Origin of the sequence: Streptomyces sp. NPDC007205 (assembly GCF_040634095.1) — a bacterium.
Lineage (GTDB): Bacteria > Actinomycetota > Actinomycetes > Streptomycetales > Streptomycetaceae > Streptomyces.
Genome location: NZ_JBEYEW010000003.1, coordinates 313,364 through 327,217, shown reverse-complemented (window position 1 = coordinate 327,217; position 13,854 = coordinate 313,364). Strand labels below are relative to the sequence as shown.

Here is a 13,854-nt window from a genome sequence, read left to right as displayed (position 1 = left end):
ACTCCACTCAATTGTTCACGTTCTTCTGTGACTTGAGTCACAAGAGGCAGGAATTGTTGACCCTGTGTACCGAGTGGGCAGCGCGCTGTGATTCAGTGGCAGGGAAGCTGTACGAGCACCCTTGATTCGCTGCGAGGTCTCGGGGGGAGGGCGAGCATGGAGACCGAGTCGGAGCCGTATGTCCGTCTTGCGTCCCTGCGACAGCTGCACCAGGTCATGGCCGACATGAACACGGCACGCAGCCTGGCGGACACACTGCAGACCGTCTCCGACGGCGCCGTGCACGCCCTCGGGTACGAGATGGCGTGCGTGAACCTCGTACGCCCCGACGGCGATCTCGTCGTCGCCGCGTTCTCCGGCAACTCCGCCGCCGAGGCCCTGATCACCGGCCGGGTCGGCTCCCGCGAGTCCTGGGAGCGGCGGCTGGACATGGGCGAGCGCTGGGGTGACCTGGTCTTCATACCGCACACCGAGGGCTGGGTCCTCGACGACGACGACGTCCCCCAGTGGTACACCGACGGCCCGGCGCCCCGCTTCGAGGACGAGTGGCACCCCTCCGACCGCCTCTTCGCGCCCATGTACACACCCGGCGTGCAGGGCGGCTCCTGCGGCGAGCTGCTCGGGGTGATCTCCGTCGACCGGCCGCGCAACGGCCGCCGCCCTGGCGCCTGGGGCCGCGAGGCCCTGCAGATGTACGCCTTCCAGGCCGCCATCGCGATCAGCAACGCGCGTCTACGTGCGAACATGCAGCGCGCCCTGGTCCGTCTGGAGCGTGATCAGCAGGCCCTGCGCGCCAGTGAGGAATCCTTCCGGCAGGCCTTCGAGTACGCCCCCTCCGGCATGGCCATCGCCGAGATGGGCGGTGACCAGCACGGCCGCATCCTGCGCAGCAACGACGCCCTGTGCCGCCTCCTGGGCCGCCCCGCCTCCGCGATGCGCCGCTACTCCTTCTCCGACCTGGTCCACCCCGAGGACATCGGCACCCTGCTGCGCACCTCGGCGGAGGGCGGCCGCGCGGAACTCCGCCTGGGCCGCCGCGACGGCACGTACGTGTGGGTCTCCCTGCGCAACTCGGTCGTGGCCGACGCCGCCGACGGCCCCCGTTTCCTCCTCACCCACGTCGAGGACATAGAGGAGCGCAAACGCCGCGAACTGCAGCTGGCCCACCGCGCCTCCCACGACTCCCTCACCGGCCTGCCGAACTCCGCGGAACTGCGCTCCCGCCTCTCGGCCCGCCTCTGCCGGCGCCCCGCCCACGCCGGCGACCTGGAATCCCTGGACGCGGCCTACGGCCACCCGGCCTTCGACGCGCCCGCGGCGGCCCACGGCTTCGACTACCGGCCGGGCACGGAGGCGTACGACACCTTCGACCACCACGTCCACGCGGTCGCTCCCGAGGACGGCCGCGACGACGGCACCAAGGGCCTCGCGGTCCTCTTCTGCGACCTGGACGGCTTCAAGTCGATTAACGACCGCTTCGGGCACAACGCGGGCGACGCGGTCCTGATCGAGGTGGCCCGACGCCTCTCACGCGGGGTCCGCGACGGCGACACGGTGGCCCGCCTGGGCGGCGACGAGTTCGTGATCCTCGCCGACGGCCTCGGCCGGGCCGACGCCCAGGACCTCGCCGTACGGCTGCGCAACGAGATCATCCAGCCGATCCGGGCCGAGGGCCGGGCCGTCCGGGTGGGCGCGAGCTTCGGTATCGGCTGGGCACACTGCGGCATGACGGCGGACGAAGTGCTGAAGTCAGCCGACGAGCGTATGTACGTAGAGAAACGATCTCGTCCCAAACAACACCGACGCGCCGGATGATCCCCAGGTCAGGGACCTGATGCGATTCGAGTCACCCGTTTGGGCCAGCCAGAGCGGGTAGGCTCGCTGTTCCATACCCCGTATCGCATCCGCCCGCACCCGCTGAGGAGACCAAGGGATGACGCCCGGCGAAAACGGCCCGAGCACGCCCGAGGACGACGACCCGTTCGGCTACCTGTATGCCGACGGCCAGGCCAGAGGAGCCCAGCCGCCGTCCGGCGGTTACGGCTACCCGAACTCGGTCAGCAGGGTGCGTACGGTCGGTGAGCGGCAGTACGGCCAGCAGCCGCCGCAGTACGGCCAGCCGGCCGTGCCGCAGCAGCAGGGCGCCCCCGGCCGGCCGAACGCCTACTACCAGGCCCCGGAAACCCTCCCCGGCGGCACCCCGCCGCCCGGCCGCCCGCAGACCCAGCCCGCCCCCAGCCGCCGCGGCCCCAACACCAAGGGCCTGCTGATCGGCGCGATCGCGGTGGTCGCCGCGGTCGTCGTCGGCATCGGCGCCGCGATGCTCAACGGCAACGACGACAAGAAGAAAGCCAACCAGGCGGGCACGCCCCCGACCCAGTCCCAGAGCCACGCGCCCAGCCCGTCCGGCAGCAGCTCTACGGCGCCGGGGGAGCTGCCGAAGACGGACGCGAGCGCGCTGCAGCTCGGGCCCGGTGTGACGACAGCGTCGACTACCAAGGGGGCGCAGGCCAAAGGTGGCAGCTACGTGACCGGCTTCAACCAGGTCGGAGCCTCGGTCACCTGGACCGTCAACGGCATCCCCAAGTCCGGCAAGTACAGCGTGTACGTCGGTTACAGCGTCCCAGGCAAGGACGCCACTGCCACCCTCACGGTCAACGGCACGGCTTCCGAGAGGCCCGTCGGCCTGAACAACTGGGCGCACGCCGCCGAGGGCGACTATGAGAAGGGCTGGACGAAGACCTACAACTGGATCCAGCTCAACAAGGGCACGAACACCATCAAGCTCTCGTGCGAACAGGGCAACCAGTGCGACGCCCTCATCGATCAGATGTGGCTGGTCAACGGCTGGGTCAATTACAGCGGCTGAGTTCCGCAGTCGTATCCCAACCTCGCGGCCGCCGGAGCTGTTGGCTGCCGGCGGCGTCCGCCTTCGACACAGAGGACGGCCACCCGGAAGGGCCCCCGGACGGGGCATCAGGGTCGGTGACCACGGCCAGGCCCTTCCGTGCCGGGAGTGGCACGGATCTACCGATCTCGCGATCGCTCCGCTGCTCGACTTCGGGTGTCACGCCGCGCTGACCACCCCGGTCACCGTCACCCGCCCCCGCAGCTCCTCGTACACCGCAGGGTCGAACTCGCCGGCGGCCGGAGCCCGTACCGTCGCCGCCGACAGCGCGACCGCGCGGGCCAGCCGCTCCGGCCAGGGAAGATTCTCCAGCAGGCCCGAGAGCAGGCCTGCCACGGCCGAGTCGCCCGCGCCGGTGGGGTTGCCGCGCACGCGGGCCGGTGGGGTGGCGCGCCAGCGGCCCTCGGGGGTGACGGCCAGCAGGCCCTGGGCGCCGAGGGAGGCCACCACCGCCTGCGCCCCACGCCGCCGTGCATCCTGAGTGGCGCGCAACGGTTCGTGTGAGCCGGTCAGTTCGGCCAGTTCGTCGGTGTTCGGCTTGATGAGGTCGGGGCGGGCGGCCACCCCGCGGCGCAGGGGTTCGCCGCTCGTGTCGAGGAGGACCAGGACGCCTGCGGAACGTGCCGACCGGACCAGGTTCGCGTACGCGCCGACCGGGACGCCAGGCGGCAGGCTGCCGCACAGGGCAACTGCCGAGACGGACGGCAGCAGTTCCTCGTAGCGGTCCAGGAACGCGCCCCACTCGGCCGGCGCGATGTGCGGGCCCGGCTCGTTCAGCTGGGTCGTGTCACCCGAGAGTTCGTCCACGATCGCGATCGTGCGCCGGGTCGCACCGGCGACCGGGACCAGCGCGTCCGTCAGCCGGGGTACATCCGTCAGCCGGTCGCGTATCGACCGGCCTGTCGCGCCGCCCGTGAAGCCCGTGACCGTCACCTCGTGGCCGAGGGCGGCCAGTACGCGGGCCACGTTCACGCCCTTGCCGCCCGGCCGTTCGATGACCTCCGAGACCCGGTGCGAGGCGTGCGGCCGTAGCGACCGCACCCGATAGGTGAGGTCGAGAGCGGTGTTCAGCGTGACCGTGAGGATCACCCGGGTCGACCTCCCTCGAGTCCAGCGGCTGCCATCGCGCCTGTCATCGGTTTCCGGGGCCCGATCATGCCAAAGAGACGGCGGCCGGCCCAGTCACGAGTCGGCCGCCCTCAAGGGAAAAGACGGGCAGATCAGGCCAGTTGGGGAGCGACCACCCACTCGCCCCGGCGCATCACGCCCTTCACGTCGAAGTTGGCGTCCAGCAGGACCAGGTCCGCGTCCTTGCCGGGCTCCAGGGAGCCGATGCGGTCGGAGAGGCCGAGCAGACGGGCGGGGTTCACCGACAGCGCCGTCACCGCGTCCTGCACCGACAGCTTGTCGACGGTCACCGCCCGCTGGAACGCCCGGTCCAGGGTGAGCGTCGAGCCCGCGATCGAGCCGCCCTCCACCAGCCGGGCCACGCCCTCGCTGACCTCGACCTCCAGCGGGCCGAGCAGATAGCGGCCGTCGCCGGCGCCGGCCGCGTCCATCGCGTCCGTGATGAAGGCGACGCGGGAGGCGCCCGCGTGGTGGAAGGCCAGCTCCAGGGCGGCGGGGTGGAGGTGTACGCCGTCGTTGATCAGCTCGACCGTGACCCGCTCGTCCTCCAGCAGGGCGGCGATCGGGCCGGGCGCGCGGTGGCCCAGCGGGGGCATCGCGTTGAAGAGGTGGGTGGCGACCGTGGCGCCCGCGTCGATGGCCTGGACCGTCTGCTCGTAGGTCGCGTCCGTGTGGCCGACGGCGGCGATCACGCCGTGCTCGGCGAGGAGGCGTACGGAGTCGATGCCGCCCGGCAGCTCGGTGGCGAGGGTGACCATCGTCGCCCTGCCGCGTGCCGCGTCGATCAGCTTGCGCACCTCGGCCGGGTCCGGGTCGCGCAGCAGCCCCTCGGAGTGCGCGCCCTTGCGGCACGGCGAGATGAACGGCCCCTCGAAGTGGATACCGGCGATCTCTCCCTGCTCGGCCAGCTCGCTCAGCAGCCCGGCCTGCGTCACCAGCAGGTCCATCTCGTCGGTGACGGTCGAGGCGACGAGGGTGGTGGTGCCGTGCAGACGGTGTGTACGGATGGCGTGCAGTACGTCATCGGCCGTACCGGAGAAGGAGGCCCCGCCGCCGCCGTGGTTGTGGATGTCGACGAAGCCGGGGACCAGCCAGTGGCCGGTCACGTCGATCACCTCGGCGTTCCCGGGAGCGGCGGCCGTGATCTTCGTGCCCTGCACGGAGACACGGCCGTCGTCCACCACTCCGCCGGGCAGCACCACCCGAGCACCTGCGAGAACCAAGCTGGGAGCCATCAGGCGGTTACCTCCGAGGGGTCGGTGGGGTCGAGGTCGGTGGAGTCCAGCAGGTCCTGCGCCAGCAGCCCCGCGCCCAGGCACCCGGCGGTGTCACCCAGGGCCGCGGGCACGATCGTCGGGAGTTTCTGGAAGGTGACCCGCCGCCGGACGGCGTCCCGCAGCGGCTGGAACAACACTTCCCCCGCCTCGGCGAGACCGCCACCGATGATCAGGGTGCGCGGGTCCAGCAGGGTGAGCGCGGTGACCAGGCCGTCGGCGAGCGCGTCGACCGCCTGCTGCCAGATTCGGACGGCGTTCGGGTCACCGGACGCGACGGCCTTGGCGCAGTCGGCGGCGTCCGCGTCCGGGTCGCCGCAGGCCGCCGCCCAGGCCTCGCTGACGGCGGACGCGGAGGCGTACCGCTCCAGGCAGCCGTGCTGTCCGCAGGGACACGAGATCCCGCCGGGCCGTACGACGATGTGGCCGATCTCGCCGGCGAAACCGTGCGCGCCCGCCTCCACCCGGCCGTCGATGCCGATGGCGCCCGCGATCCCGGTGCCGAGCGGCACGAACAGGAACCGGTCGGCGCCCCGGCCCGCGCCGATCCGGCCCTCGGCGAGGCCGCCGGTGCGTACGTCGTGGCCGAGGGCGACGGGGACGCCGAGCCGCTGTGCGAGCAGCGCGCGCAGGGGTACGTCCCGCCAGCCGAGGTTGGCGGCGTACGCGGCGACGCCCTGCTCCTCGTCGACGATGCCGGGGACGGCGATGCCGACAGCGGCGGCGGCCTCGCCGTAGCGTTCCACGCCGTAGGTGTGCAGCTCGGCGGCGAAGTCGAGGATCGTCGCGACCACCGCGTCCGGTCCGCGTTCGCGTCCGGTGGCGCGTCGGGCGCGGTGGAGCAGCGCGGGGGTTCCGGGGGGTGGCCCCCCGCAAGACGCCGTGCCGGCGCCGACGAGGGCGGCCTTCATTCCGGTACCGCCCACGTCCAGGGCGATGACATGTCTCACCACGGCCCCTAGTGTGAACCTCGCACCCGCAAGAGGTCTAGTCCACTTACGTGGTGTAGACCTTGTCTATCCATATATTGAACGGTCAGACAGCAGGGTTGGGGCTTTTACGGTGCGTCGGCGTACGGCAGGAACGATCGCGGTGGTGTCCGCACTGGGCATGACGGCGGTTCTCAGCGGCTGCGGGAGCACGGGCTCCTCCGACGTCACCCTGAGACTGGTCGCCGCCGACTACGGCGACTCGGCCGCCCACAGTTCCAAGAAGTACTGGGACGCCCTGGTCAAGGAGTACGAGTCCAAGCACCCCGGCGTGAAGGTCGACGTCAGCGTGTACTCCTGGAACGACGTCGACGCCAAGGTCAAGAACATGGTCGCCGCGGGCCACGCCCCCGACCTGGCCCAGATCGGCGCCTACGCCGACTACGCGGCCGCGGGCAAGCTCTACCCGGCCTCCGAGCTGCTCTCCATCCGCACCCAGGCGGACTTCCTCTCCCAGCTCTCCGACGCCGGCCAGTGGAACCACACGCAGTACGGCATCCCCTTCGCCGGCTCCACGCGCGTGCTCTTCTACAACAAGACCCTGTTCACCAAGGCCGGCATCACCCCGCCCACCACCTGGGACGAGCTGGCCGCCGACGCCAGGGCGCTCAAGGCCAAGGGCGTGAAGTACCCCGTCGCGCTGCCGCTCGGCCCCGAGGAGGCCCAGGCCGAGACCATGCAGTGGCTGCTCAGCGGGGGCAACGGCGGCACCGGCTACACCGATGACATCGGCACCTACACCATCGACTCCGCGCCGAACGTCAACACCTTCACCTGGCTCAGGGACGAGCTGGTCGGCAAGGGCCTGACCGGCCCGGTCGCGCCCGGCAAGCTCAACCGCGCGGACGCCTTCGCCGCCTTCGCCGACGGCCAGGTCGGCATGCTCAACGGACACCCCACGCTGATCCAGCAGGCCGAGAAGAAGGGCGTGAAGTTCGGCATGGTGCCGATGCCGGGCCGCACCGGCAAGTCCAGGGCCTCCATGGGCGTCACCGACTGGATGATGGCCTTCAAGCAGAACGGGCACGCCGAGCAGACAGGCGACTTCCTCAACTTCGTCTACAGCGAGAAGAACGTCCTCGCGTTCTCCCGCGAGTACGGCCTGCTCCCGGTCACCGGCTCGGCCTCCAACACCATGAGCGACTCGGACTCCCCGGCCGACCAGGCCCTGCACCCCTTCCTGGAGCAGCTGCCCACCTCCGAGCTGTACCCCGTCGGCAAGACCTCCTGGGCGGCGGTCAGCGCGGCCGTGAAGCAGAACATCGGCCAGGCCGTCGCCCCCGGCGGCAGTCCCTCCGCTGTCCTGTCCCGCCTCCAGGCGACGGCGACCGCGGCCGACAGCGGCGACGCGAGCTGAGCCGGTTGTCCGTGCCCGGCGCTACGGTGACGGGCATGGAACTCGGCCACCGCGAACAATCAATCCTCGCGCTGGAGCGCCGCGGCTTCTCCGGCCCCGGCGCGAAGGAGCGGGCGATACGCGAGGAACTGGGCCTGTCCCCGGTCCGCTACTACCAGCTGCTGAATGCGTTGCTGGACGACGAGAGAGCACTGGCGCTGGATCCGGTGACGGTGAACCGCCTGAGGAGGGTACGAGAGTCCCGCCGCTCGGAGCGCTGACCCCGGTACGCGGGTGCCCGCCGCTGCTGCCGGCCTGGCGGGCGCCCGTTCAGCCGAACGAGTCGGGTGGTGGGTGGGCGAGGCGGGGTCCAGGGGCGGAGCCCCTGGCGGGGTGTGGGGCGGAGCGCCAGGCGTGACCACGGCCCGCGCTGGATACTGTCGGGGTATGGACCCTCTGCCCACCCCGCAGACCCAGCCCGGCCGGGACGGATTGGCCGCCTTCCTGGCGAAGCCCACCGCAGCGATCGTCGGTCTCGACTTCGACGGCACCCTCGCCCCCATCGTCGCCGACCCCGAACAGGCCCGCGCCCACCCCGAGGCCGTACCGGCGCTCGCCGCGCTCGCCCCGAAGGTGGCCTCCATCGCCGTGATCACCGGCCGCCCGGCCGGGGTCGCGGTCCGGTACGGCGGCTTCGCCGGCGTCCCCGGCCTGGAGCACCTGACCGTCCTCGGCCACTACGGCGCCGAACGCTGGGACGCGGTCACCGGCACTGTCACCGCCCCGGCCCCGCACCCCGGTGTCGCGGCGGCCCGCGCCGAACTGCCGGGCGTACTGGACCGCAATGGAGCCTGGCACGGCACGTGGATCGAGGAGAAGGGCCGGGCGGTCGCCGTGCACACCCGCCGCGCCGACGATCCGCAGGCCGCGTTCGAGGCGCTGCGCGGCCCCCTCACCGACCTCGCCACCCGCCACGGGCTGATCGTCGAACCCGGCCGGATGGTCCTGGAACTGCGCCCGCCGGGCATGGACAAGGGCGTGGCGCTCGGCGAGTACGTCCGCAAGACCGGCGCCGAGTCGGTCCTCTACGCCGGTGACGACCTCGGTGACCTCCCCGCCTTCGCGGCCGTCGAGGAACTCCGCTCCGACGGCATCCCCGGCGTCCTGGTCTGCAGCGGCAGCACGGAGGTCACGGAACTGGCGGAACGGGCGGACCTGGTCGTGGACGGCCCGGCCGGCGTCGTCCACCTGCTGCGGACGCTGGCGGCTCAGCTGGGCTGAAGCTCTTCGAGCGCCCGCAGCTGCTGGAGGAACCACTGGGCGGGCGGCAACGCGGTGGCGGCGGCAGCCAGCCGCTTCGACCGCTCCGCCCGCTCCCCGTCCGGCAGGGACAGCGCCTCGTGCAGGACCCGCGCGGTCTGCAGCACGTCATAGGGGTTCACCACGAGCGCGTCGGCGCGCAGTTCCTCGTAGGCCCCGGCCTCCCGGGACAGCACCAGCGCACAGCCCCGGTCGGAGACGACCGGGATCTCCTTGGCGACCAGGTTCATGCCGTCCCGGATGGGGTTGACCAGGGCCACGTCGGCGAGCCGGTAGGCGGCCAGGGAGCGCGCGAAGTCGTCCTTGACGTGCAGCACGACCGGGGTCCAGCCCGGCGTGCCGTAGGCGGAGTTGATCTCCTCGGCCACCCGCTGCACCCCGGCGGTGTAGTCGCGGTACACGGCGAGGTCCTGCCGCGACGGATACGCGAACGCGAGGTGCACCACCCGCTCACGCCACTCGGGGTGGTCCTCCAGGAGCTGCCGGTACGCCAGCAGCCCCCGCACGATGTTCTTCGACAGCTCGGTGCGGTCGACCCGGACGACGGTCCTGCGGCCCTCGCCGATCTCCTCCCGCAGTGCCGCCATCCGCTCCTCGACGTCCGGCTCGTGCGCACGCCTGCGCAGGAATTCCCCGTCCGCCCCCAGCCCGTGCACCCCGATCCGCGTGTCCGCGGGGATCCCGGACGCCAGGACCGCCTGCGCGCAGTCCCGGAACGCGTCCGCCCAGCGCCGCGTCAGGAACGCCACCCGGTCCGCCGCGAGCATGCCGGCCATGAGCTGTTCGCGGATGTCGTCCGGGAGCAGCGCGAAGTACTCCCGCGGCGCCCACGGCGTGTGCGAGAAGTGACCGATCCGCAGATCGGGGCGGAGGTCACGGAGCATCCCGGGCACCAGGCACAGGTGGTAGTCCTGCACCAGCACCGCCGCCCCCTCGGCCGCCTCCTGGGCCAGCGCCTCGGCGAACGCCCGGTTGTAGGCCTCGTACGACGCCCACTGCCGCCGGAACTCCGTGTCGAAGACCGGCTCCAGCGGGGTCTGGTACAGCATGTGGTGGACGAACCAGAGCACCGAGTTGGCGATGCCGTTGTAGGCGTCCGCGTGCACGGCCGGGTCGATGTCGAGCATCCGCACACGCTGCCCGCCGGTGTCCTCGGCCGGCAGCAGCCCGCCGTCCGCACGCCGTACGGCCTCCCGGTCGCCGTCGCCGAGCGCGGCGCACACCCACACCGAGCCCGCGTCCGAGCCGATGGCCGACAGCCCCGAGACCAGCCCGCCGCCGCCCCGCCTGGCATGCAGCGAGCCGGCCCCCTCGTCGGCGTACACCGTGTACGAAACCGGGCCGCGATTGGACGCGACCAGTACCTCAGCACCCTGCGTGGCAGCCATGGTCCTCAACCTAGCCCGGCCCGGAAACGCTCAAACGTACGGCTACGCCCGGCATGCAGCCGTATACGACGGGTTCACGCCACCTTGCGTTCGGCGTACTCCGCGATCTCCGCCATCGGCGGCCGTTCCTCGGTGTCCACCGAGTAGGTGCGCGGCTCGAAGCCGTCCTCGCCCCGCTCGAACTGGGTGAGGGAGGGGCGGATCAGATGACCGCGGGCCAGCCTCAGCTGGGCCGTGCGGTAGATCGCCGCCGCCATCCGGCCCAGCGCCTGTCCGTCCTGGTGCCGGTGCTTGCGGACCCCGACATCGACCTGGGCCAGCGCGTCCAGCCCCACCAGGTGCAGTGCGTCGACCAGCATGCCCAGCTCCACGCCGTAGCCGACGGGGAACGGCAGCTGCTCCAGCAGTGAGCGGCGGGCCGCGTACTCCCCGCCGAGCGGCTGCACGAATCCGGCCAGCTGCGGCCAGTGCATGTTCAGCAGCGGGCGGGCCATCAGCTCGGTGACCCGGCCGCCCTGCCCGGCGGCGCCGCCGAGCGGGCGGTCGTACATCGCCTTGACCAGGTCCACGTCCGGCTCGGTGAGCAGCGGGCCGACGATTCCGGAGACGAAGTCGGGGGAGAACTCCCTCAGGTCGGCGTCGATGAAACAGAGGATGTCCCCGCCGGTGACCAGCAGGGAGCGCCAGAGCACTTCACCCTTTCCGGGGACGGCGGGGAGGCGGGGCAGGATCTCGTCGCGGTGGACGACCCGGGCGCCCGCGGCGGCGGCGACCTCGGAGGTGCGGTCGGTGGAGCCGGAGTCGACGACGACGATCTCGTCGACGAGCGGCACCTGCTCCGTGAGGTCGTGACGGATGACCGCGACGATGTCGCCGACCGTCTCCTCCTCGTTGAGCGCGGGCAGCACGACGCTGATCGTCTGGCCCGTGCGCTGTTTGGCGGACAGGATCCGGTGGAGAGGGCGATCGGTCACGGACCAGGAGCGGGTGGCCAGCCAGCGCTCGACTTCTTCCAGCACGGTCTGTGGCTCCTCACGTTGTCTCGCGGTTCGGACGACTATCTCAACTGTCCTGGCCTTCGGTTACAGTCTTGAGCAACGCCGGTGACCATCGCATGTCGGGGGTCCCGGGCGTCCACAACCGAATACCGCTCATCCAGAGGGGCAGAGGGACACGGCCCGATGAAGCCCCGGCAACCCTCCAGCCGGTTCTTGTCACATTGATGTGGCGAGGCTCCCGGCTAGGGAAGGTGCCAAATCCGTCTCACGGCGAGATGCGTCGTGAGGAAGATGAGGAGAAAGGGCCTCGCCTCCATGGCTGTGCAGACAGTTGCAAGCTCCAGCAGTTCCACCGTCGACCTCGGTCCCGCCGCGGCCCTGAGCTGTCGCGAGTGCGGTCACCGCGTCCCGCTCGGCCCGGTGTTCGCCTGCGAGGAGTGTTTCGGCCCACTGGAGATCTCCTACGACTTCTCCGGCTACGACACCGAAGAGCTGCGCCGCCGTATCGAGGCCGGCCCCGCGAACATCTGGCGGTACGCGCCGCTGCTGCCCGTCCCGGCCGACGTGGCCGACAAGCCGAACCTGAACCCCGGCTGGACCAAGCTCGTCAAGGCCGACAACCTCGCCGCCGAACTCGGCGTCACCGGCGGCCTGTTCGTGAAGGACGACTCCGGCAACCCGACGCACTCCTTCAAGGACCGTGTCGTCGCCCAGGCCCTGGAGGCCGCCCGCGCCTTCGGCTTCACGACGCTCTCCTGCTCCTCCACCGGCAACCTGGCCGGTGCCGTCGGCGCCGCCGCCGCCCGGGCCGGCTTCCGCTCCTGCGTGTTCATCCCGCACGACCTGGAGCAGGGCAAGGTCGTCATGGCCGCGGTCTACGGCGGCGAGCTGGTCGGCATCGAGGGCAACTACGACGACGTGAACCGCTTCTGCTCCGAGCTGATCGGCGACCCGGCCGGCGAGGGCTGGGGCTTTGTCAACGTCAACCTGCGGCCGTATTACGCGGAGGGCTCCAAGACCCTGGCGTACGAGATCTGCGAGCAGCTCGGCTGGCGGCTGCCCGACCAGATCGTGGTCCCGATCGCCTCCGGATCCCAGCTCACGAAGATCGACAAGGGTCTGCAGGAACTGATCAGGCTCGGTCTGGTCGAGGACAGGCCCTACAAGATCTTCGGTGCACAGGCCGAGGGCTGCTCGCCGGTGTCCACCGCCTTCAAGGCCGGGCACGACGTCGTACGGCCGCAGAAGCCGAACACCATCGCCAAGTCCCTCGCCATCGGCAACCCGGCCGACGGGCCCTACGTCCTGGACATCGCCCGGCGCACCGGCGGTGCCGTGGAGGACGTCACGGACGAGCAAGTCGTCGACGCGATCAAGCTGCTGGCCCGCACCGAGGGCATCTTCGCGGAGACGGCGGGCGGGGTGACCGTCGGCGTCACCCGCAAGCTGCTCAAGGACGGCGCCCTGGACCCGGCGAAGACCACGGTGGTCCTCAACACCGGCGACGGCCTGAAGACCCTCGACGCGGTGGCCGGGACCGGTCTCACCGCCACCATCCGTCCGACCCTGGACTCCTTCCGAGAGGCTGGCCTCGCATGAGCGTGACCGTTCGCATCCCCACCATCCTGCGCACCTACACCGGCGGCCGGGCCGAGGTCGCGGCCGAGGGCACGACCCTCGCCGAGGTCATCGAGGACCTGGAGAAGAACCACACCGGGATCGCCGCCCGCGTCCTGGACGACCAGGGCAAGCTGCGCCGGTTCGTGAACGTCTACGTCAACGACGACGACGTCCGCTTCGAGCAGGGCCTTGAGACCGCCACCCCGGACGGCGCCGGTGTCTCCATCATTCCGGCGGTCGCCGGCGGCTGATCGTTACCTTGGGTAACTTCAGTTACCCATTGTTCATGGAATTGCCTCCTCCGTGAGAGAAGCGGAGGGGGCAATTCTGCGTGATTGAGCACGGTACAGTTGGGGAACCTGGTCACGGTTCCCCGGCCGTGGGCCCTGGATTTCATGCCGCACACCCCGCAAGAAGCAGCCAAAATGCGAGGGCTTTATGCGGCTTTTGTAACGTTTACGGGGCCCGACTTGCTCCGAAGTAGGGTGAATTCTCACCACATTCCGGACCCCTCGCGTCCAGAATTCTCGTCCGATTGACCTGTTGCAGACGGCAGTTGGACAGATACATTCAGCCGCGGTCGACGCGTTCCGGCGCACGCCCCCGACCGATTGGGGGGTGAGGTCTGACCCGGGTCCGCGAAGTGTGGATCTGTGCAAGGGCCAGTAATAGGGGAGTTAGGCATGGCTCAGGGCACCGTCAAGTGGTTCAACGCGGAGAAGGGGTACGGCTTCATCGCGGTCGACGGTGGTGCGGACGTCTTCGTCCACTACAGCGCCATTCAGATGGACGGCTACCGCACCCTGGAAGAGGGCCAGCGGGTGGAGTTCGAGATCTCGCAGGGCCAGAAGGGCCCGCAGGCCGACATGGTTCGCCTCAGCGCCTGAACGGTT

General features: G+C 70.8%; 13 protein-coding genes and 1 riboswitch. Of the genes, 8 read left to right on the top strand and 5 right to left on the bottom strand.

The window, feature by feature from the left end:
* Nucleotides 1–156 precede the first annotated feature (156 nt).
* Both cdgB and ABZ624_RS07905 read left to right on the top strand, forming a co-directional pair.
* Complete coding sequence (cdgB, locus tag ABZ624_RS07910; RefSeq protein WP_360083764.1) at nt 157–1,815, top strand: diguanylate cyclase CdgB; 1,659 nt, start codon at nt 157–159, stop codon at nt 1,813–1,815.
* Nucleotides 1,816–1,933: 118 nt separating this feature from the next.
* Nucleotides 1,934–2,869, top strand: coding sequence for a CBM35 domain-containing protein (locus tag ABZ624_RS07905; RefSeq protein WP_360083762.1), 936 nt, complete (start codon nt 1,934–1,936; stop codon nt 2,867–2,869).
* Nucleotides 2,870–3,067: 198 nt separating this feature from the next.
* On the opposite strand, the gene ABZ624_RS07900 is transcribed toward ABZ624_RS07905, so the two are convergent.
* The 3 genes from ABZ624_RS07900 to ABZ624_RS07890 form a co-directional block, all read right to left on the bottom strand.
* Nucleotides 3,068–3,997 (bottom strand): 1-phosphofructokinase family hexose kinase, encoded by a 930-nt coding sequence (locus ABZ624_RS07900; protein WP_360083760.1) that lies wholly within the window; start codon nt 3,995–3,997, stop codon nt 3,068–3,070.
* A gap of 131 nt (nt 3,998–4,128) precedes the next feature.
* Nucleotides 4,129–5,271 (bottom strand): N-acetylglucosamine-6-phosphate deacetylase, encoded by a 1,143-nt coding sequence (gene nagA, locus ABZ624_RS07895; protein ID WP_360083758.1) that lies wholly within the window; start codon nt 5,269–5,271, stop codon nt 4,129–4,131.
* Nucleotides 5,271–6,260: an ROK family protein gene (locus ABZ624_RS07890; RefSeq protein WP_360084075.1), complete on the bottom strand. Its 990-nt coding sequence runs from the start codon at nt 6,258–6,260 to the stop codon at nt 5,271–5,273. Before ABZ624_RS07890 ends, nagA begins: the two co-directional genes overlap by 1 nt.
* A 142-nt stretch (nt 6,261–6,402) precedes the next feature.
* On the opposite strand from ABZ624_RS07890, the gene ABZ624_RS07885 reads away from it, so the two are divergent.
* The 3 genes from ABZ624_RS07885 (at nt 6,403) to otsB (ending at nt 8,916) form a co-directional block, all read left to right on the top strand.
* Nucleotides 6,403–7,656: an extracellular solute-binding protein gene (locus ABZ624_RS07885; protein WP_360083756.1), complete on the top strand. Its 1,254-nt coding sequence runs from the start codon at nt 6,403–6,405 to the stop codon at nt 7,654–7,656.
* A gap of 35 nt (nt 7,657–7,691) precedes the next feature.
* Nucleotides 7,692–7,916 carry a DUF3263 domain-containing protein gene (locus ABZ624_RS07880; protein ID WP_360083754.1) on the top strand — a complete coding sequence of 75 codons (225 nt, stop codon included), beginning with the start codon at nt 7,692–7,694 and terminating at the stop codon, nt 7,914–7,916.
* 166 nt (nt 7,917–8,082) lie between these two features.
* Nucleotides 8,083–8,916, top strand: a complete 834-nt coding sequence (gene otsB / locus ABZ624_RS07875; protein WP_360083752.1) for a trehalose-phosphatase — start codon at nt 8,083–8,085, stop codon at nt 8,914–8,916.
* On the opposite strand, the gene ABZ624_RS07870 is transcribed toward otsB, so the two are convergent.
* Both ABZ624_RS07870 and ABZ624_RS07865 read right to left on the bottom strand, forming a co-directional pair.
* Nucleotides 8,904–10,343 (bottom strand): trehalose-6-phosphate synthase, encoded by a 1,440-nt coding sequence (locus ABZ624_RS07870; RefSeq protein ID WP_360083750.1) that lies wholly within the window; start codon nt 10,341–10,343, stop codon nt 8,904–8,906. The two genes, otsB and ABZ624_RS07870, sit on opposite strands and share 13 nt — an antisense overlap.
* Nucleotides 10,344–10,417: 74 nt before the next feature.
* Entirely contained in the window at nt 10,418–11,362 is a 945-nt protein-coding gene (locus ABZ624_RS07865; protein WP_360083748.1) for a glucosyl-3-phosphoglycerate synthase, read from the bottom strand.
* A gap of 129 nt (nt 11,363–11,491) precedes the next feature.
* A riboswitch (SAM riboswitch) is annotated at nt 11,492–11,639 on the top strand.
* Nucleotides 11,640–11,656: 17 nt separating this feature from the next.
* On the opposite strand from ABZ624_RS07865, the gene thrC reads away from it, so the two are divergent.
* From thrC to ABZ624_RS07850, 3 genes are all read left to right on the top strand, one after another.
* Nucleotides 11,657–12,940 (top strand): threonine synthase, encoded by a 1,284-nt coding sequence (gene thrC / locus ABZ624_RS07860; RefSeq protein ID WP_360083746.1) that lies wholly within the window; start codon nt 11,657–11,659, stop codon nt 12,938–12,940.
* Entirely contained in the window at nt 12,937–13,212 is a 276-nt protein-coding gene (locus ABZ624_RS07855) for a MoaD/ThiS family protein (protein WP_360083744.1), read from the top strand. The genes thrC and ABZ624_RS07855 overlap by 4 nt, the downstream gene beginning before the upstream one ends.
* A 432-nt stretch (nt 13,213–13,644) precedes the next feature.
* On the top strand, nt 13,645–13,848 hold the full coding sequence (locus ABZ624_RS07850; protein ID WP_004929928.1) for a cold-shock protein: 204 nt from the start codon (nt 13,645–13,647) through the stop codon (nt 13,846–13,848).
* Nucleotides 13,849–13,854 lie beyond the last annotated feature (6 nt).

Excerpts from the sequence above, each read along its gene's own strand:
- ABZ624_RS07905 (WP_360083762.1), top strand. The coding sequence starts at position 1,934 with ATGACGCCCGGCGAAAACGGCCCGAGCACGCCCGAGGACGACGACCCG.
- ABZ624_RS07850 (WP_004929928.1), top strand. The coding sequence starts at position 13,645 with ATGGCTCAGGGCACCGTCAAGTGGTTCAACGCGGAGAAGGGGTACGGC.
- ABZ624_RS07880 (WP_360083754.1), top strand. The coding sequence starts at position 7,692 with ATGGAACTCGGCCACCGCGAACAATCAATCCTCGCGCTGGAGCGCCGC.
- ABZ624_RS07870 (WP_360083750.1), bottom strand. The coding sequence starts at position 10,343 with ATGGCTGCCACGCAGGGTGCTGAGGTACTGGTCGCGTCCAATCGCGGC.
- cdgB (WP_360083764.1), top strand. The coding sequence starts at position 157 with ATGGAGACCGAGTCGGAGCCGTATGTCCGTCTTGCGTCCCTGCGACAG.
- ABZ624_RS07855 (WP_360083744.1), top strand. The coding sequence starts at position 12,937 with ATGAGCGTGACCGTTCGCATCCCCACCATCCTGCGCACCTACACCGGC.
- nagA (WP_360083758.1), bottom strand. The coding sequence starts at position 5,271 with ATGGCTCCCAGCTTGGTTCTCGCAGGTGCTCGGGTGGTGCTGCCCGGC.
- thrC (WP_360083746.1), top strand. The coding sequence starts at position 11,657 with ATGGCTGTGCAGACAGTTGCAAGCTCCAGCAGTTCCACCGTCGACCTC.
- otsB (WP_360083752.1), top strand. The coding sequence starts at position 8,083 with ATGGACCCTCTGCCCACCCCGCAGACCCAGCCCGGCCGGGACGGATTG.